Annotated in this window: 17 protein-coding genes and 1 pseudogene; 7 read left to right on the top strand and 11 right to left on the bottom strand. The window is 65.9% G+C overall.

All coding sequences use genetic code 11. The features are described from left to right. Window positions 1-12 precede the first annotated feature (12 nt). From AC1RBA_RS18500 to AC1RBA_RS18485, 4 genes are all read right to left on the bottom strand, one after another. Window positions 13-2,157 carry a TonB-dependent receptor plug domain-containing protein gene (locus AC1RBA_RS18500; protein WP_492419510.1) on the bottom strand — a complete coding sequence of 715 codons (2,145 nt, stop codon included), beginning with the start codon at window positions 2,155-2,157 and terminating at the stop codon, window positions 13-15. Between the two features lie 113 nt (window positions 2,158-2,270). Then, a complete protein-coding gene (locus AC1RBA_RS18495; RefSeq protein ID WP_492419509.1) occupies window positions 2,271-3,827 on the bottom strand; it encodes a M56 family metallopeptidase in 1,557 nt (518 codons plus the stop codon). 3 nt (window positions 3,828-3,830) lie between these two features. Continuing rightward, window positions 3,831-4,208, bottom strand: coding sequence for a BlaI/MecI/CopY family transcriptional regulator (locus AC1RBA_RS18490; protein ID WP_070291322.1), 378 nt, complete (start codon window positions 4,206-4,208; stop codon window positions 3,831-3,833). A 99-nt stretch (window positions 4,209-4,307) separates the two neighbouring features. Next, a complete protein-coding gene (locus tag AC1RBA_RS18485) occupies window positions 4,308-6,029 on the bottom strand; it encodes a methyl-accepting chemotaxis protein (RefSeq protein ID WP_492419508.1) in 1,722 nt (573 codons plus the stop codon). 290 nt (window positions 6,030-6,319) lie between these two features. Here AC1RBA_RS18485 and AC1RBA_RS18480 point away from each other — a divergent pair, with 290 nt between their 5' ends. The 6 genes from AC1RBA_RS18480 to AC1RBA_RS18455 all read left to right on the top strand — a co-directional run bounded on the left by AC1RBA_RS18480 (window position 6,320) and on the right by AC1RBA_RS18455 (window position 11,089). After that, window positions 6,320-7,690 carry a DEAD/DEAH box helicase gene (locus AC1RBA_RS18480; RefSeq protein WP_070291324.1) on the top strand — a complete coding sequence of 457 codons (1,371 nt, stop codon included), beginning with the start codon at window positions 6,320-6,322 and terminating at the stop codon, window positions 7,688-7,690. A 244-nt stretch (window positions 7,691-7,934) separates the two neighbouring features. Beyond that, window positions 7,935-8,735: a 2-oxo-tetronate isomerase gene (otnI, locus tag AC1RBA_RS18475; protein WP_121668923.1), complete on the top strand. Its 801-nt coding sequence runs from the start codon at window positions 7,935-7,937 to the stop codon at window positions 8,733-8,735. An 88-nt stretch (window positions 8,736-8,823) separates the two neighbouring features. Continuing rightward, window positions 8,824-9,642, top strand: a complete 819-nt coding sequence (locus AC1RBA_RS18470) for a hypothetical protein (RefSeq protein ID WP_492419507.1) — start codon at window positions 8,824-8,826, stop codon at window positions 9,640-9,642. Next, window positions 9,627-10,100, top strand: a complete 474-nt coding sequence (locus tag AC1RBA_RS18465; RefSeq protein ID WP_083287293.1) for a hypothetical protein — start codon at window positions 9,627-9,629, stop codon at window positions 10,098-10,100. The genes AC1RBA_RS18470 and AC1RBA_RS18465 overlap by 16 nt, the downstream gene beginning before the upstream one ends. Window positions 10,101-10,183: 83 nt before the next feature. Further along, window positions 10,184-10,600, top strand: a complete 417-nt coding sequence (locus tag AC1RBA_RS18460; RefSeq protein WP_070224947.1) for a VOC family protein — start codon at window positions 10,184-10,186, stop codon at window positions 10,598-10,600. A 108-nt stretch (window positions 10,601-10,708) separates the two neighbouring features. Then, complete coding sequence (locus AC1RBA_RS18455; protein WP_436542114.1) at window positions 10,709-11,089, top strand: TraR/DksA family transcriptional regulator; 381 nt, start codon at window positions 10,709-10,711, stop codon at window positions 11,087-11,089. A gap of 168 nt (window positions 11,090-11,257) precedes the next feature. Here the strand turns inward: AC1RBA_RS18455 and phbB are convergent, their stop codons facing one another. Further along, window positions 11,258-12,004, bottom strand: coding sequence for an acetoacetyl-CoA reductase (gene phbB, locus AC1RBA_RS18450; protein WP_070224945.1), 747 nt, complete (start codon window positions 12,002-12,004; stop codon window positions 11,258-11,260). Between the two features lie 168 nt (window positions 12,005-12,172). On the opposite strand from phbB, the gene AC1RBA_RS18445 reads away from it, so the two are divergent. Next, window positions 12,173-13,039, top strand: coding sequence for a universal stress protein (locus tag AC1RBA_RS18445; RefSeq protein ID WP_070291328.1), 867 nt, complete (start codon window positions 12,173-12,175; stop codon window positions 13,037-13,039). A 21-nt stretch (window positions 13,040-13,060) separates the two neighbouring features. On the opposite strand, the gene AC1RBA_RS18440 is transcribed toward AC1RBA_RS18445, so the two are convergent. The 6 genes and pseudogenes from AC1RBA_RS18440 to AC1RBA_RS18415 all read right to left on the bottom strand — a co-directional run bounded on the left by AC1RBA_RS18440 (window position 13,061) and on the right by AC1RBA_RS18415 (window position 17,236). After that, complete coding sequence (locus tag AC1RBA_RS18440) at window positions 13,061-13,420, bottom strand: hypothetical protein (RefSeq protein WP_070224943.1); 360 nt, start codon at window positions 13,418-13,420, stop codon at window positions 13,061-13,063. A gap of 196 nt (window positions 13,421-13,616) precedes the next feature. Further along, on the bottom strand, window positions 13,617-14,171 hold the full coding sequence (locus tag AC1RBA_RS18435) for a glycine zipper domain-containing protein (RefSeq protein WP_070224942.1): 555 nt from the start codon (window positions 14,169-14,171) through the stop codon (window positions 13,617-13,619). 105 nt (window positions 14,172-14,276) lie between these two features. Continuing rightward, entirely contained in the window at window positions 14,277-15,020 is a 744-nt protein-coding gene (locus AC1RBA_RS18430) for an amino acid ABC transporter ATP-binding protein (RefSeq protein ID WP_492419505.1), read from the bottom strand. Then, window positions 15,017-15,708, bottom strand: a pseudogene (locus tag AC1RBA_RS18425) (amino acid ABC transporter permease). Before AC1RBA_RS18425 ends, AC1RBA_RS18430 begins: the two are co-directional and overlap by 4 nt. Further along, window positions 15,708-16,385 carry an amino acid ABC transporter permease gene (locus AC1RBA_RS18420; RefSeq protein WP_492404393.1) on the bottom strand — a complete coding sequence of 226 codons (678 nt, stop codon included), beginning with the start codon at window positions 16,383-16,385 and terminating at the stop codon, window positions 15,708-15,710. Before AC1RBA_RS18420 ends, AC1RBA_RS18425 begins: the two are co-directional and overlap by 1 nt. Before the next feature lie 20 nt (window positions 16,386-16,405). Further along, entirely contained in the window at window positions 16,406-17,236 is an 831-nt protein-coding gene (locus tag AC1RBA_RS18415) for a transporter substrate-binding domain-containing protein (RefSeq protein ID WP_492419503.1), read from the bottom strand. Window positions 17,237-17,247 lie beyond the last annotated feature (11 nt).

Raw genomic sequence — 17,247 nt, 5'->3', positions numbered from 1 at the left:
GGCTACAGCTGGCTACAGGGTTCCCTCGAGCATCAGCCGCCAGATGCGGTAGCTGCCCGTATCGACCGTGCGCAGCAGGCTGCGCGCGCCATCCGCATACAGGCTGCGCGTGCGGTAATCCTGCCCCAGCAGGTTGGCGCCCGACAGGCGCAGGCGCAGCCTGTCGCTGACTTTCCACAGCGCGTACATATCGAGTTCGCGCTTGCCGCCCTGCCAGGCCAGCAGCTGGCCGGACTCGCGCGAGCGCCCGCCCGCCTGGTAATTCAGGTCAGCGCCCAGGCTCAGGGGCAGGCGGGCCAGCTGGTAGTCCCCTCCCACGTTGGCGCTCCACGGCAGCTGGCTGTCGAGGCGGCTATCGGGGCCGGGCACGGCATCGAGCCTCGACCAGTTGCGCGCCACGTTGGCCCGCAAGTCCAGCGCGGGAGCGCCCGCCCACAGCGCCGTCAAGGGCAGCTTCGCTTCCAGCGCGATCGAGCGCACGCCGGCATGGCCATGGTTGACGGGCGTGCTCACCCAGCGTCCGTTGTCCTGGTACAGGCGCTCCAGCATCACGTCGCTGATGCGCCGCAGCGAGGCGCTGGCGCCCAGCATGGCGCCCGCGCCCGGATAGTATTCATAGGCGGCATCAAGGCCCCAGGCCAGCTCCGGGCGCAGCGCCGGATTGCCCTGGGTGTCGGGATTCGCGGGACTGTTGCCATTGTCGACCGTGTACGGGCGCGGGATCAGCTCGAAAATCTGCGGCGCCTTGTAGGTGCGCGTAACGGCCAGGCGCACCTGCTGCTTGCCGCCGGACTTCCACAGGCTTTGCACCAAGGGACTCCATACCTGCGCGCGCACGTCGACCGGCTCGCCGCCGCCCGTGGCGCTGGCCGTGCGCCAGCTTTCCCAGCGCAAGCCCAGGTACAGCGACCAATGCGCGGACAGCTCCCATTCATCCTGCGCGAACAGGGCCAGGCGCCGCACCGTGGCCGCATAGTCTTCGTCGCTGAGCACGGGCGGCCCGCCCGGCTCCAGCTGGCGTTCGCGGCGAAAATCCGTGCGCCGCCGGTGCCCCGCATCCCAACCCGCCGCCAGCGTGTGGTATTCGCCCAGCGCGCGGCGGTAGGTGCCGCTCGCCTGCATGCCCACCTCGTCCAGGCCCGAATCGACCAGGCGCGTGATGCCCTGTCCCGGCGCCGCGCCGCGGCCCAGGAACTGATAATCATTGGCGCGGTGATTGATGCTGGCGCCCAGCTTCACGTCGAGACTGGCGCCATGGTCGAGCTTGCGCAGCCAGTGCAGGTCGCTGCGCACGGTGCTGCTGTCCTGGTTGAAATGGGCCTGGTTATCCGGATAGGCGGTCGTGCCGCCCAGGTAAGCCGTTTCCTGCGCGTGGCGGCGGCTGGCCAGGCGGCGCACGTTGACCAGGCTTTGCCAGGCCAGGCTGCCCTCCCCCGCCAGCGCCCATTGCACGCGGGGCGCCAACTCGATGGCGTCGCTCGTCACGCGCTCGGTGAGCGGCACGTGGCGCACCACCGTGGGCGCGCCCGCTGCGTCGAATTCGCGGCTCCACTCGTCGAGCAGCGCTTCGCGTCCCGTATGGCTGAGCGTGCCGGCCAGCGCGTACGACCGGCGTCCATCCTTGTCCGACCACTGCACGGTGGCGCTGCCGGCGGGCATGCCGTGGCTGGCGGACGCGCCCAGCTTGAACGTGCGTTCGCGCCGCCCGCCCGACTTTTTCAGCACGATGTTGATGGAACCGGCGATCGCCTGGGTGGAAAATTCCGCCGTGGCGGCGCGCATGATTTCCACGCGCTCGACCAGTTCCGGGTCCAGGGCGTCGAGCGAAAAGCCGGGCGCCACGGGCACGCCATCGAGCATGATCAAGGTATAGCCCTGGCCCAGCCCGCGCATCTGGATTTGCCCGCCAGCGGCGCCCGCAGCCGCGCCGGATGGCCCGCCGATGGAAATGCCGGGCAGGCGCTTCAGGGCGTCGGACAGCACGCGGTCGCCCTGGCGTATCAATTCATCGTGGCCGACGACGATGGCGGCGACGGTGTCGTTGCGGCGCTGCTCCACTTTACCGGCATGGACCGTCACGGAAGGGAGAATGTCTTCGGCACGGACGTGCGCCGTCAACGGCAGCGCGAGGCTGCACAACAAGATACTCAATCGCATGGGGATTCCCGAAGAAAGGATATTTCAGTGAAAACCAAGAGCCTCACGCCGGGGCAGACCCTGCCGAGTCCGCCCCCGTTTGTTGTTCCTGGGTGACAAAATACCGTGCGGCGTCAGCGGCCGAACTGCTCCTTGCGCATGCGCAAGGCCCGTTCGCTGGCGTTGGCATCCAGGCCGGCCAGCCAGCGCTGCGGATCTTGCACGCGGCCGTCCTGGCGTACCTGGAAGTGCAGGTGCGGCCCCGTCGCGCGGCCCGTGTCGCCCACCGTGCCGATGCGCTGGCCGGCCTCGACGATGGCGCCGTCTTCCAGCGCGACGCTGTCGAGGTGGACGTATACCGATTGCAGTCCGCCGCCATGGGCGATGTGCACGGCCTTGCCCAGCCAGTCGTCCTGCGTCACCGTGGCGATGCCATCGGCCACTGCCTGCACGGACGTGCCGCGCCGCGCCGCCAGGTCAATCCCGCGCAAGCCCTTCTGCGTGATGGGGCGCACCACGCCAAAGAAACCCGTGACGCGCATGGTGGCGAGCGGATTGCGCCACGGCGCATGGGCAGGTGCCGTGGCCGGAAGCGGGGCCGGGCTGGCAAAGGACGCGGCCGATGTCCAGGCCCGTGCGGGCTGTAAGGCCGGTGCCGGTTGTAAAGCCAGTGCCGGCTGCAAGGCCACGCTGGCCGCACCCAGTGCGCACAGGACCAGGCCCATGGCCAGCCGGGCGCGCCAGTGCATACTGGCGGCGCTGCTGTCGCGCATGCGGGCCACGCGCTCCAGCATGCTGTCGGGTTGGCCGCCAAACGCCAGGCCGGCAGGGGCACGGGTTTGCAGGCCCAGCTGGCGCACCAAGGCGGCCGCATATTCGCGGCGCTGCTGCTGCGAACGTCCAGCCAGCACATGGCGGTCGCAGCCCAGTTCCTGCGCCCAGGCCAGCTTGCCTGCGAGCCAGCGCGCTGCCGGGCTGAACCACAACAGCAGTTGCACGCCGCTGGCCAGCAGCTGGAGCATGGGATCGCGCCGGCGCGCATGCGTCAGTTCGTGTTCGATGACCAGTTGTTGCTGCTCGGCCGTAAATTGCCGCAAATGCGCGGGCAACAGCAAACGTTGCCGCCACACGCCCACCAGCATGGCCGAGATGGGCGCGTCGATTTCCAGTACGGCGGTGCGCTGGGCTTGCAGCTGGCGCAGTTGCGCCGGCGCAAACGCGCCATGCGCGGCCAGGGCTGCCGGCGCCAGCGGCTGCGCCGCCTGGAGCAAGGCCCGCAGTGCGCTGCGGCTACGCCAGCGGCGCCACGCCAGCACGGACAGAACCAGCGGATACACGCCCAGCCAGATCGTGGCCAGCATGCTCAGCCAGGCCGTCACCGATGGCGCTTCGACCAGCGGCGCTGGCATGGGCGCGGGCGCGGGCGCGGCCATCGGCAAAACCGCCTCGGGCGCTGCCTGCGCGGCGGCGGGCAAGCTGAACTCGGGAACCACGCTGATCTGCTGGCCCTGCGGCAACAGCGGCAGCAGGAACACGGCGGCCAGCACCAGCGCGGCCGCCAGCCACACGCTGCGCTGGGCGGCCAGCGCGGGCCAGCGCCCCTGCGCCAGGTGCAGCAAGCCTTGCAGCAGCAAGCCAGCGAACAGGCAGGCGGCCGTCGCCTGCAACAAGGTCAGGGCGAACAGGGTCATGGCCTATTCCTTCGCGTCCGCAGGCCAGTCCTGCAGCAGCTGCTCCAGCGCCGCCAGCTCCTGCTGGTCCACCAGTTTGCTGCCCGTAAACATACTAACCGGCAAGGGACTGTCGATTTCCATCACGCGCCGGCCAAAGTCGTGGGCGAACGCGGCCAGGGTGGCCACTTTGTCCACGTTCGCTTCATACACGAGCACGCCGTGCACGCTGCGCTGCAGCAGCATGCCCTTGTCCAGCATGCGCTCAAGCGTCTTGCGCGTGGACGAAAAAGACCAGCCCAGCTCTTCTTCCACGCGGGCATGCAATTCGCGCGCGGACAGCGGGTGGTCTTTCCACAAGGCTTTCAATAACGACAGTTCGGTGACGGAGGGCGTGCTCATGGTGCATCCTTTGAGTGACTGTTGACACAATTATGCGACAACAGTCACACGCATGCAAGCGGTATTTGCGACAACTGTCGCATGCACTGGGCGCCTGTGCTAAAACTCGTCCCACTCATCGTCCCCCGGACGCTGTTTGCCGGCTGGAACTTGCGGCGCATGGGGCGCTGCGGGCTTGACGCTCAGGCGGGCAGGCGCGCGCGCCGCCTTGGGCGGCACGGGACGGCGCACGGCGGGCCGGGGTGCCGGCGCCGCGATGGCGTCCACCTGCGCCGTCCTGAACACGCTCACCGCATCGGCCAGCCGCGCCGCCTGCTCCTGCATGGCTTCCGCAGCCGCGGCGGCCTCTTCCACCAATGAAGCGTTTTGCTGGGTCACATGGTCCATTTCGCTGATCGCCTGGTTGACTTGCTCGATACCGGCCCGCTGCTCATCGCTGGCAGACGAGATATGCCCGACGATGCTGCTGACCTTGTGCACGCTGTCGACGATCTCGTGCATGGTGTGGCCCGCCTCGTCGACCAGGCGCGCGCCGCTCTCCACCTGCGCCACCGAGTCGTTGATCAGGGCCTTGATTTCCTTCGCTGCGCCGGCTGATCTTTGGGCCAGGTTGCGCACTTCCGTAGCGACGACGGCAAAACCGCGCCCCTGCTCGCCCGCCCGGGCCGCCTCGACGGCCGCGTTCAGGGCCAGGATATTCGTCTGGAAGGCGATGCCGTCGATCACGGCGATGATGTCGACGATCTTGCGCGACGAGTCGTTGATCGAACCCATGGTATCGACCACCTGCGCTACCACGCTGCCGCCCTTGCCCGCCACGGTGGAAGCCGACGCGGCCAGACCGTTGGCTTCATGGGCATTCTGCGCGTTCTGCTGTACCGTGCTGGTCAGTTCTTCCATCGAGGACGCGGTCTCTTCCAGCGAACTGGCCTGCTGTTCCGTGCGCGCGGACAGGTCGAGGTTGCCCGAAGCGATCTGGCGCGAGGCCGTGGCGATGGCCTGCGTGCCGCCGCGCACCTCGGTGACGATGCGCAGCAGGCTGGCCGTCATGTCTTTCAATGCCTGCATCAGCTCGCCCGTCTCGTCCTTCGAGCGCACTTCCACCTGTACCGTCAGGTCGCCCTGCGCCACCTGCCTGGCCACGTCGATGGCTGAACGCAGCGGCCCGCTGATGTTGCGCGCCAGCCACCAGGCGATCAGGGCGGCCAGGATCAGCGCCGCCGCGCCGCCGCCCAGCAAGGTCCAGTGCGTGCGCGCCTGCAAGGCCGCCGCCGCTTCCGAGCGTTGCGCCAGCAGCACCGTTTCCGCCTGGCCGATCTCGCCCAGCAATGCGCGCATGGCATCCATGCCCTGCTTGCCCCGGCCCTCCTTTTCCAGCGCCAGCACGGGCTCGATGGCCGCCGTGCCCTGCGCCACGGCGCGCCGCATGGCGATCACGGGTTCGAGCGCGCCGGCCAGCCAGGCTTGCTTGGCGGCATCGAGCTTCGCCAGGCGCTCCTGCTGGGCAGGATTGTCGCTGGTCAGGGCGCGCGCCTTGTCCAGATGCGCGCCGAACGCGGCCTGCCCCGCCTTGTACGGTTCCAGCGAGGCCTCCGCGCCCGTGATCACATAGCCGCGCTGCCCCGTTTCCATATTGATCAGGCTTTCCAGGATCGCGCTGTTTTCAGCGAGTACCTGGTAAGTGTGGGTATTGATGGCATTGGCGTCGGCCAGCCGCGAGACGTTCAATGTGGCGACGGTGACCAGGGCGGCCAGCAACAGGACGATGGTGGCAAAACCGCCGTACAGGCGGGTGGCGATGCGAAGATCGGCAATACGCATGATAGTCCTCCGGGAGTGAACACCCCGGCGCCACGGCGAGTCCCGCAGATGGAGTGCTACAGGCAATAATAATGAAAAACGGCATGCAAAGGCGCACCGTGGCCATGTATTTCTTTTACCTGTGGCATTGCATACTTTAAACAAACTCGGCGGTTTTTTGCCATGCTGTTATACTTCGCGTGTGCGGCACATATGACCAGTCCCCTTGCCGCTGTCTTTCGACCCCTAATCTGATTGCCTGCGACTGGCGCCCCACGATGGCGACAGGCCGATCTCACAATAAAGTTACCATGTCCTTTTCCTCCCTCGGATTGTCCGACGCTATCGTACGTGCCGTTACCGAACACGGCTACACCGTGCCGACCCCGATCCAGTCGCAGGCGATTCCCGCCGTGCTCGCTGGCGGCGACTTGCTGGCCGGTGCACAAACCGGTACCGGCAAGACGGCCGGCTTTACCCTGCCCGTGCTGCACCGCCTGTCGACCGACACGAATGGCGCTGCCATCACCAGCAACACCTCGACGCGTCCGATCCGCGCCCTGATCCTGGCACCGACGCGCGAACTCGCCGCGCAGGTCGAGGAAAGCGTGCGCGCCTACAGCAAGTACACCAAGCTGAACTCCACCGTGATCTTCGGCGGCGTCGGCATCAACCCGCAAATCAAGCAGCTCAAGCATGGCGTCGACATTCTCGTCGCCACGCCTGGCCGTTTGCTCGACCACATGGGTCAGGGCACCGTCGACCTGTCGAAAGTGGAAATCCTGATCCTGGACGAAGCCGACCGCATGCTCGACATGGGCTTCATCCGCGACATCAAGAAAGTGCTGGCCGTGCTGCCGCCGAAACGCCAGAACCTGCTGTTCTCGGCCACGTTCTCGGAAGAGATCAAGGCCCTGGCCGACGGCTTGCTGAACAAGCCGGCCATGATCGAAGTGGCGCGCCGCAATTCGACCGTGGAAGTGATCAAGCAAAAGATCCATCCCGTCGACCGCGACAAGAAGCACCCGATGCTGTCCTACCTGATCAAGTCGAACAACTGGACGCAAGTGCTGGTCTTTACGCGCACCAAGCATGGCGCGAATAAACTGGTCGAGCAGCTGGGCGCGGACGGCATCGGCGCCCTGGCCATCCACGGCAACAAGAGCCAGTCGGCGCGCACGCGCGCCCTGTCGGAATTTAAAGATGGCACCCTGCAAGTGCTGGTCGCCACCGACATCGCCGCGCGCGGTATCGATATCGACCAGTTGCCGCACGTCGTCAACTACGACTTGCCGAACATTCCGGAAGACTATGTGCACCGTATCGGCCGCACGGGCCGTGCCGGCGCCAAGGGCGAAGCCGTGTCGCTGGTCTGCGTGGACGAGCACGAAATGTTGAAAGACATCGAAAAGCTGATCAAGCAAACCCTGCCGCGCGAAGTCATCCCGGGCTTCGAGCCGGACCTGAACGCCCGCGCCCAGCCTGTGCAATTGCGCAGCGGCACCGGCGGCCACCGCAACAACAGCCGCGCGCCAGCCGGCGCCGTGGTGCGCGTGAAAACGGGCGGCAGCGGCGCCAAGCCACGCAGCGCCGGCCCATCGGGCGGCGGTGGCGGCGGCAACCGTTCGGGCAATGCGCCGCGTTCGGCGGCCTCCCACCGCTCCGGCGGCCGCGGCCGCTAAAACGCGGCCTGAAAGCTACTGCGCGGGGCGCTATTGCGTTTGCGTTGCTCGCCGTACTCCAGTACGGCTGCGCTACTCGACGCAATATCACTCCCGCTCGCTACGCTTTCAGGCGGCGTTTGTCTTTGTTAAAAAGACGACAAAAACCGTTCCAGGACTCGCTTCTGGAACGGTTTTTTCATGCACGCCACTGATTGGCAATTTGGGCTAGGATAGTATCCATCTTCCTCACCTGCGTGCCGCCATGCCGAACTTCGCTGCCAACCTCAGCATGATGTTTACCGAACTGCCTTTCCTCGACCGCTTTGCCGCCGCCAGGGAAGCGGGCTTCGATGCCGTCGAGTTTCTGTTTCCCTATGCCGTCGAGGCGCGGCAGATCGCCATGCGGCTGGAACGCCACCATCTGCAGCTGGCCGTCTTCAACTTTCCGCCCGGCGACTGGGAGCACGGCGAACGGGGCATCGCCTGCGACCCGCGCCGGGGCGAGGAATTCCGCACGAATGTGCAGCTGGCGCTCGACTATGCGCTGGCGCTGGGGGCGAAGCAGCTGCACTGCATGTCCGGCATCGTGCCGCCCGGCATGAGCCTGGAGCGTGCGCGGCAAAGCCTGATCGGCAACCTGCAATTTGCGGCCGACGCCTGCCGTCCGCACGGCATCAACGTGCTGATCGAGCCGATCAACCGATTTGACATGCCCGGTTACTTTCTGAACCATAGTCAGCAGGCGGCCGACGTCATCGCCGACTGCCAGCGCAGCAATATCTTCCTGCAGTACGACATTTATCACATGCAGCGCATGGAGGGCGAGCTGAGCAACACTATCCGCGCCCTGCTGCCCCTGATCCGCCACATCCAGATCGCCGACACGCCGGGCCGCCACGAACCGGGTACGGGCGAGATCAATTACCGCCACCTGTTCAAGCTGCTCGACCAGGTCGGCTACGTGGGCTGGGTCGGCTGCGAATACCGTCCCGCCAGCGACACCGTGGCCGGACTGGGCTGGCGCGAACAATTGACCACCACCACGGGCACAACAGGCGCCTGATCGCAGCGCGCTTGCGCCCGCACAAGGCGGGCAACGCAGGCCGGCACGACAATACCTTTCCATACAGTATTTCCTGTCGAGAGGTGACGTGTCCGCCCTGCCCGCCCGCCATCGCCGCGCCCTTTGCCATAACCTGTACCTGAGCCTCTTCCTGGCCGTCGTGCTGTGCGGCTGCGCCAGTGCGCGCACCGACCTGGCGCAAGTGCGCGCCCTGGCCGCCGGCACCGATGCCTTGACGGCCTTCGGCGAACTGTCGCAGCGCCACGTGGACAGCTACCAGCGCGCCCGCCCCTATCTGTCGCCCGCCGAAGACGCGCGCGAGCGCCTGCTCGATGCGCAGCGCCGCGCCGCGCAAGCGGACGTCGCGCGCCTGGCGCAAGCCGTGCGCCTGTATCTGCAGGCGCTGGGCCGGCTGGCGAATGCCGATGCGTACGACGTGCAGCCGGAACTGGCCGGCGCCGGCGCCGCCATCCGCGCCTGGCCCGGCAGCGGCATCGACGACCGCCATGTCAGCGCCTACACCCTGTTGCTGCAGCAACTGTCGCGCCTGGGCGGCGCGGCCAGCCAGCAGGCGCACCTGGCGCAAGTGCTGCACGACGGCGACGCGCCGCTGCAAGCCCTGCTGGCCGCGCTCGACAGCTTGCTGGCGCTGTACGACAAAAGCGGCGACAACGAGCGCGACATGGTGCTCGGCCTGCTCGACGTGGAAATCGCGTTTGCCGACACGCCGCAGCAGCGCCTGCTGGCCGTGCTGGCGAAAACCATGCAGCAAAGTAAAACCGAAGAATACCGGCTGCTTGGCTTGCGCCACACGCTGGCGCGCCGGCAACTGGCGGCACTGGCGCGCGACCACGCACAGCTGGCCGCCGCCCTCATCACCACGGAGGCAAGATGGACGGATCGGTAGGCAGGAGCAGCGGCAGCGAACGCCGCGAAGCGGCTCTCAGCAGCGCCATGCGCGTCGAGCAACTGGCCGACAGCCTGTCGCAGGCGGCTGTCACCCTGCACGGCGCCGTCATGCGCGCCATCCGCAAGCGCGCCAGCCAGGGAGAAAACGGCATCAGCCACAGCCAGGCACAAGCCGTCTTCGCCCTGGAAGTAGCCTTGCGCCAACAAGCCAACCAGCTGTATGCCGATGCTGCCGGCCATACGGTAATGGGCCTGGAAACGGCGCAGCGCCAGCTCAGCGGCCTGCTCGACACGGTGCGCCTGCGCATCGCCCGCAACGACGATGTGCGGCACTGGATCAGCCTGTCGACGAGTTTGTTACATCTGGGCAGTGCCGTCCTGGCCGGCAATCCCGAGCGCATCCTCAGCACGCTGGGCAAGGTGCGTGAGCGGCTGCAAGAGATGGCGCCGGACTGATTGAAATCGGCCGGCGAGCGCCTATACTGGGACGTCCCCGCCTGGCAATCGTGCCTGCGGGGCGATTGCCAGAGGAGACCAACATGCGTATCGAACCGTATTTGCAATTCAATGGAAACTGCGCGCAAGCGCTGGAATACTACCGGCAGCACCTGCATGGCACGGACCTGTGCCTGATGCCGTATCGCGGCACGCCGATGCAGGAGCAAGTCAAGGAAGACTGGTATGACAAGATCATGCACGGCTCCGTGCAGCTGGGTCCCACCATGCTGATGGGCTCGGACGGCGGCTGCGACGAGGGTGCCAAGGGCATGAGCGGCAGCTCGATCTGCCTGACCGTCGACACGCCGGAGGAGGCGGAACGGGCCTTCGCCGCGCTGGCGCGTGACGGCGCCATCCAGATGCCCATGGAAGAAACGTTTTGGGCCAAACGCTTCGGCATGCTGAAAGACCAGTTCGGCGTGGCCTGGATGGTCAACTGCCTGAAAGAGCCAGCATAGAACGGCCCGCGCCTGCCTGCGCCGCGTCAAACGCGGCGCGGGTAGTAGCGCAAGCAGAAGCGCCCATCCTGGACTACCATAGAGGAGAGACTCCTATCGGGGACAGCCATGAATGGATTGCCGCAAGACCAGCTACAGCGCCTGCAAGGCGTGCTGGAGCAACGCAAGCTGGCGTTGCTGGAACAGATAGAGAACGAAGCGGCCGAAGCGGACGCGCGCGCCTCGCTGCTCAATGAAATCGAAGCCTCGCCGGCCGACAACGCCAGCGTGCGCACCTTGAACGCCCTCGTCAGCGAAGCGGCCGAGCACAATCAGGCGCAACTGGCCATCATCAAGCATGCGCTGGCCAAGTTCGCCGACGGCAGCTACGGCCTGTGCGACAACTGCGGCGAAGCCATCGGCCTGTCGCGCCTGAACGCCCGCCCCGAAGCGCGCCTGTGCATCGATTGCCAGACCCGGCTGGAAAAGGCACGGCGCTCCATACCATGACCCTAGCTTAACGGCGGCACGACAACAAAGGGCAAGGCATCGCTGCCCTGCCCCCTGTTTTCCAGCGTAATTACCATGCTGCCTGCCGTCCTCCGCCAGCGTCTATGCGCCGGCTGGGTGGATGGGTCTCCTCTACTGCCATTGCCTCTATGCAAGCTGTACGCTTGCTTAACTCATGTGCTGTCCGCCATTGATGGCGATGTTGGCGCCCGTGACGAATGCCGCCTCGTCGGACGCCAGGTAAGCGACCAGGGCCGCCACCTCGTCCGGCTCGCCCAGGCGGCCCAGGGGGATTTGCGGCAGGATCTTCGTTTCCAGGATATCGGCCGGCACGGCCGTCACCATCTGCGTGCGCAGGTAGCCGGGCGACACCGTGTTAACGGTGATGCCGTGGCGCGCCACTTCCAGCGCCAGCGCCTTGCTGAAGCCATGCACACCGGCCTTGGCGGCCGCGTAGTTGCACTGGCCAAACGCGCCCTTCTGGCCATTGACGGACGAGATATTGATGATGCGTCCCCATTTCTTTTCCAGCATGGGTTCCAGCACCTGCTTGCTCATGTTGAACAGGCTGTCGAGATTGGTCCGCATCACCTCGGACCAGTGCGGCAACTCCATCTTGCGCATGCTCTGGTCGCGCGTGATGCCGGCGTTATTGACCAGCACATCGATGCGGCCGAACTGCGCCAGCACCTTGCCGACGGCTTCGCTGCAGGCAGCAAAGTCCGTCACGTCAAGGGCCAGCGGGTGAAAATAATACTGCTGCGCCTGCTGCTCGTCGAGCCAGCTTTCCACCCGCGTGTTGCCCGGCGTATGCGCCGCCACGACGGCAAAGCCCGCCGCATGCAGGCGCCGGCACAAGGCCGTGCCCAGACCGCCCATGCCGCCCGTGACCAGCGCTACCTTTTGTTCCTTCATGACTGTCTCTCCCCGCTTGTTATGGTTGTTCTGCGTGGCATCAAGTGTAGGAGCAGTTTTTATTGCCAGCCTTGCGCCAGATCAAGTGCCCAGCCTGGTGCAGTCGTGCGCGGCCGGCGCCCCGGACTGTGCCAGAATGGCCGCTACTGCACAGCGAGAGGACAGGCCATGACGTACAAGACCGTATTGCTCCACATCGACGACAGCGCCGGGCGCGCCGCCCGCATCGAAGCGGCGGCCAGCATCGCCCAGGCGTGCGGCGGCCACCTGACGGGCGTGGCGCTGACGGGCGTGTCGCGCCTGCTGTACCAGCACCAGCCCGACCTCGATGCGGACCCGAACCTGAGCTTGCATCTGAATTTCCTGCGCGACCGCGCCACGCGCGCCCTCGACGGTTTCGAGCAACAGGTGCGCGCGGCAGGCGTCGCCTCGTTCGAACAGCGCGTGCTCGACGACGAGGCGGCGGGCGGCATCAGCCTGCTTGCCCGCTATGCGGACCTGGTCGTCATCAGCCAATACAATGCCAAGGATAAATCGCCGTCCGTGATGCGCGACTTTCCCGCCTATGTGCTGCTGCATTCGGGCCGGCCCGTGCTGATCGTGCCGTATGCGCCGCCGCTGCCCCTGCTGGCGCCGCCGGCAGCGGCGCGCAATGTGCTCATTTCCTGGAACGCCAGCAAGGAAGCAAGCCGCGCCGTGACCGCCGCGCTGCCCCTGCTGCAGCGCGCCGGGCAAGTCCACGTGGCCATCTTCGACGCCCAGGTGCATGCGGCCGAGCACGGCGAACAGCCGGGCGCGGAACTGGTGCACTACCTGGCGCGCCACGGCGTGGAAGCGCGGCTGCATTTGCTCGATGGGGGTGGCGTGCGGCGCGGCGATATCGGCGAGGCGCTGCTGTCGCAGGCCGCCGACCTGTCGGTCGACTTGCTGGTGATGGGAGCGTATGGCCATTCGCGCCTGCGCGAAACCATCCTCGGCGGCGTCACGCGCACGATTCTGCAGAGCATGACGATCCCCGTGCTGATGGCGCACTAGGCCTATGCTAAAACGGTCGGGCTAGCCGCCCTGCCAGGGCTGGCTGCGGATCTTTGCCACCTGGCGCTGCGCCAGCCACTGCCACAGCTGCAGCGCGTCGTCCTGCGGCAGGGCCGACATGTGGCGCGGACTGGCCAGGGCAATTTCGCAATCGCGGTCCGACCATTCCTCGAAAGTGACTTCGCCTCCGCTAGCGACTTCGACCTGATACATCAAGCCATCGTCGTAGCCAAAGCGCAACAAGACGGCGGCCGGGCTGCCGTCCGGCGTGACGGCGCCGCCGCGGTACACCTCGGCCAGCGCATCGGCCAGCTGTGCCGGTGAGGGCGCGCAGATGTCGCGCCCATCGGCCCGTGTCAGAATGAACCATGCCTGTGTCATGACGCGCCCTCCTATCCATACTCGTTAGCATGCGAGGCAAGTACTACGGGCAGTCACCTTGGTCCAGTGTCACTTCGGGCGCGCGGAAACTATCCCTGTCGGCATTGTTTACCAATAATTACTCATACTAACAAGGATCATACCTAAATTTCGTGCAGCGCGGAATTTATGCATATGGCACCACAGAGGCGTTGATTCACGCCACCAGCACGGGAATGCTGAGCGGATCGAAGTCATGCCAGTCGCCATTGGCGATCGTGCCTTCCGCTTCCTCGATATGCTCGGCGCCCAGCCGGTGCAGTGTCTCGAGCGCCCGTTCGCGCTCTTCGAGGCCGCCCAGCGCCACGGCGATCAGCATGCCCGGATGGCGCGGCTGGCGGTGGTTTTCGCCATGTTTCTCGGGCTCGCCCGCCTCCTTCATCTTGTTGAAACTGTAGAGTGAGCCCACATGGGCGCCCACCAGCGCGCCAACCACCGGCCCCAGCGGCCCCGTCGCCAGGGTGGTGGCCGCGCCGATGCCGGCACCGACGGCGGCACCGACGGCCACGCCCTCGACCACGCCTTCCGGCGTCTCCTTGGCGCCCGGCGAGACGTCGCGGTCGCCGCCAAGCGCATGCAAATCATGCTGGCCCGGCTGGTTGACAAAGAAGGCGCTGATGCGGCTGTCAGGAAAACCCGCCTGGTTCAGGGCGGCGCGCGCGGCGTCTATCTGCTCCTGCAACTGAAAATGACCTGCGATGATGCGTGACATGATACGGCCCTCCTGGTCGGCTGCGGGCGCCCCGTGCGCCACTCCGATAGCGTGCGCCCGACAACGCCAAGATACCGTTCGCTTGCGCACACAGCCCAGAAATCCTCAGGCCGGTGCCCCATATGGGCTGCGGATATCGGACAGGAATTGCTGTGCGCGCACATGTTGCGGCCGCGCAAAGAAATCGTCGGGCGTGGCCCGTTCCAGCACTTGCCCGTGGTCCATGAACCAGACGCGGTCCGCCACTTCGCGCGCGAAACCCATCTCGTGCGTCACGCACACCATCGTCATGCCGCCGTGCGCCAGGTCGCGCATCACGTGCAGCACCTCGCCCACCATTTCCGGGTCCAGCGCGCTGGTCGGCTCGTCGAACAGCATCAGCGGCGGCTGCATGGCCAGCGCGCGGGCAATCGCCACCCGCTGCTGCTGCCCGCCCGACAAGGCCGCCGGCATGGCGCGCGCCTTGTGCGCCAGGCCCACGCGCTCCAGCAGGGCCAGCGCCCGCTCCTCGGCTTCGCGCCGGGTGAGGCCGCGCAGGCGCTGCGGCGCCAGCGCGCAATTGTCCAGCACGGACAAATGGGGAAACAGGTTGAATTGCTGGAACACAAAACCGATATGCGAGCGGAAGGCATTCACGTCCAGCCCCGGCGCGTGGATATCCTGGCCCGCCACCGTGATGCGGCCCGAGGCGATCGCTTCCAGGCGGTTGATGGTGCGGATCAGGGTCGACTTGCCGGAGCCGGACGGCCCGCACACGACCAGCACCTCGCCCTTGGCCACGTGTTCATTGATCTCGCGCAAGGCGTGATAGTCGCCATAGTATTTGTTGACGTTGTCAAAGGTAATCATGCTGCCGCTTTCAGGAGACGCGCCTGGCGCCGCTCGAGCCAGAAGGCGGCGCGCGACAGGCTGAAACACAAGACAAAATACGTCATGCCCAGCAGGAAATACCCTTGCACGGGCTTGGTCAGCACGAGGCCGTTCACTTGCGACGCGATGAACGACACCTCGGCCAGGCCGATGATGTAGCCAAGCGAGGTTTCCTTGATGGTCGAGACGAACTGGTTGACCAGCGAGGGCAGCATGTGGCGCAGCGCCTGCGGCAGCACCACCGAGCGCATGCTGTCCAGATAGTTCAAGCCCAGCGAGCGGGCCGCCTCCACCTGCCCGCGCGGCACGGCTTGCACGCCGGCGCGCACAATTTCCGCCAGATAAATGCCGTCGAAGATGACGAGGGCGGCCAGCATGGTGCCGAATTGCCCGCTTCATGTCCCGTGATACTGGGCAGGAAGAAATACGCCCAGAAGATGACCAACAGCAAGGGGATGCCCCGCACCACGTGGATCAGTAAGGCGACGGGCCAGCGCAGCAGGCGCCAGGGACTCAGGCGCGCCAGGCCCAGCAGCAGGCCGAACGGCAGGCTCAGCAACAGCGCCAGGCTGGCCAGCACGACCGTCAGCGACAGCCCGCCCAGCGGCCCCTCGGGATAGCGTCCCACGAGGAAATACAGCCAGTAATCATGGAGGAGTTCCAGCATCAGGACACCTTCTTTTGCAGCAAGGCCGCCAGGCCGGCGATCAGCAGCGAGACGGCCAGGTAGGCCGCGCTGGCGAAGACGAAGGCATCGACGCTGCGGAACGAGGCCGCTTCCACGCGCTGCGTCTGGTACATCAGCTCGGCCACGCCGATGACGGTGGCGATGCTGGTGTTTTGCCACAGGGTCAGGGTTTGCGACAGCAGCGGCGGCGCGGCCAGCCGCAGCGCCTGCGGCACGATGCACAGGCGCATGGTGGCAAGAAAACTGAAGCCCAGCGCCCGGCCCGCCTCGAATTGCTGGGCGGGTATGGCGCGGATGCCGCTGCGGATGTCTTCCGCCATGTAGGCGGCCGTATATAAAGTCAGGGCCGTGACGGCGCTGACGGCTTCGATATTGCCGGCATACAAACGCTCCTTCCAGGCATCGGGCAACAATTCGGGCGCGCCGAAATACCAGAACAGGAAGTGGGCCAGCAAGGGCACGTTGCGGATCAGCTCGACATACGCGGCGCCCAGGCCATTGAGCAGGCGCGACGGGGCCAGCCGCAGCATGGCCACGCCGCAGGCCAGCGGCAAAGACAAGAGCAAGGTAATGCCCATCAGTTGCAGGGACAGCAGCAAGCCGGAAACGAGCCAGTCGCGGTAGTCGCCGGACAGCAAAAATGTCAGATCAAACATGCGGAAGCGTCAGGCAAGGTTCAGGCGTCGATCTTGTCTGACTCAATCTTGAAATTGCGCTTCTGAAATTTCACATTGCTCGTCGGGCCATACCATTTGAAGAACAGTTTTTCCGCCTCGCCCGATTTTTCCAGTCCGCGCAGCACCTGGTCGACGGCCGTTTTCACGCCCGTCTCGCCCTTGCGGATGCCGAAGGCAAACACTTCCTGGCTGATGTTTTGCGGCAGCACAATATAGTCTTTTTGCGCGGCGCCCAGCTTGGCGTAATTGTTCAGCAAGGAGACTTCATCGTCGACATAGCCAACGCCTTTGCCTTGCTGCAAGCCCAGAAAAGCCTGGCCCGCCGTCTCGAACGTCACCACGTCCACGCCGGGCACGGCTTTGCGGATATTCGGTTCCTGCGTGCCGCCCTTGACGGTCAGCACTTTCTTGCCGGCCAGTCCCGCGACCGTCGTGATATTGCTGCTTTTTTTGACCAGCACGCGCTGGCCCGTGTAAAACGTGGACAGCGAAAAATCGACGAGCGCTTCGCGTTCCTTGTTGTGCGTCAAGGACGCCGTCAGGATATCGATGCGGCCCTGCTGCAGTTCGGGAATGCGGGCGGCCACGGCCAGCTGCTTGATTACGGGCTTGACGCCCAAGCCCTGGGCGATGGCGCGGCACAGGTCCACTTCATAGCCGACCAGCTGGCGCGACTTGGCGTCGATGAAACTGTTCGGCTCGTCCGTGCCCAGGGTACCGCAGACCAGCTCGCCCTTCGCCTTGATGGCGGCCAGCTGGTCCGCTTGCGCCACCTGCGTGAAGGCGATGCTGGTGAATAACAGGGCGACGAAATGAAGGCGGGTCTGCATGGGATTCCTCT

This window comes from Janthinobacterium sp. GW823-FHT03B06 (genome assembly GCF_058796955.1).
Note: the sequence above shows the minus strand (reverse complement) of the source record. Positions and strands in the feature narration are given on the sequence as shown.

Coding starts and splice junctions, on each gene's coding strand:
- AC1RBA_RS18485 (WP_492419508.1), bottom strand. CDS start 6,029: ATGCGTATTGCCGATCTTCGCATCGCCACCCGCCTGTACGGCGGTTTT.
- AC1RBA_RS18430 (WP_492419505.1), bottom strand. CDS start 15,020: ATGATTACCTTTGACAACGTCAACAAATACTATGGCGACTATCACGCC.
- phbB (WP_070224945.1), bottom strand. CDS start 12,004: ATGAAGGAACAAAAGGTAGCGCTGGTCACGGGCGGCATGGGCGGTCTG.
- AC1RBA_RS18435 (WP_070224942.1), bottom strand. CDS start 14,171: ATGTCACGCATCATCGCAGGTCATTTTCAGTTGCAGGAGCAGATAGAC.
- AC1RBA_RS18480 (WP_070291324.1), top strand. CDS start 6,320: ATGTCCTTTTCCTCCCTCGGATTGTCCGACGCTATCGTACGTGCCGTT.
- AC1RBA_RS18455 (WP_436542114.1), top strand. CDS start 10,709: ATGAATGGATTGCCGCAAGACCAGCTACAGCGCCTGCAAGGCGTGCTG.
- AC1RBA_RS18440 (WP_070224943.1), bottom strand. CDS start 13,420: ATGACACAGGCATGGTTCATTCTGACACGGGCCGATGGGCGCGACATC.
- AC1RBA_RS18420 (WP_492404393.1), bottom strand. CDS start 16,385: ATGTTTGATCTGACATTTTTGCTGTCCGGCGACTACCGCGACTGGCTC.
- AC1RBA_RS18415 (WP_492419503.1), bottom strand. CDS start 17,236: ATGCAGACCCGCCTTCATTTCGTCGCCCTGTTATTCACCAGCATCGCC.
- otnI (WP_121668923.1), top strand. CDS start 7,935: ATGCCGAACTTCGCTGCCAACCTCAGCATGATGTTTACCGAACTGCCT.
- AC1RBA_RS18495 (WP_492419509.1), bottom strand. CDS start 3,827: ATGACCCTGTTCGCCCTGACCTTGTTGCAGGCGACGGCCGCCTGCCTG.
- AC1RBA_RS18445 (WP_070291328.1), top strand. CDS start 12,173: ATGACGTACAAGACCGTATTGCTCCACATCGACGACAGCGCCGGGCGC.
- AC1RBA_RS18460 (WP_070224947.1), top strand. CDS start 10,184: ATGCGTATCGAACCGTATTTGCAATTCAATGGAAACTGCGCGCAAGCG.
- AC1RBA_RS18490 (WP_070291322.1), bottom strand. CDS start 4,208: ATGAGCACGCCCTCCGTCACCGAACTGTCGTTATTGAAAGCCTTGTGG.
- AC1RBA_RS18500 (WP_492419510.1), bottom strand. CDS start 2,157: ATGCGATTGAGTATCTTGTTGTGCAGCCTCGCGCTGCCGTTGACGGCG.
- AC1RBA_RS18465 (WP_083287293.1), top strand. CDS start 9,627: ATGGACGGATCGGTAGGCAGGAGCAGCGGCAGCGAACGCCGCGAAGCG.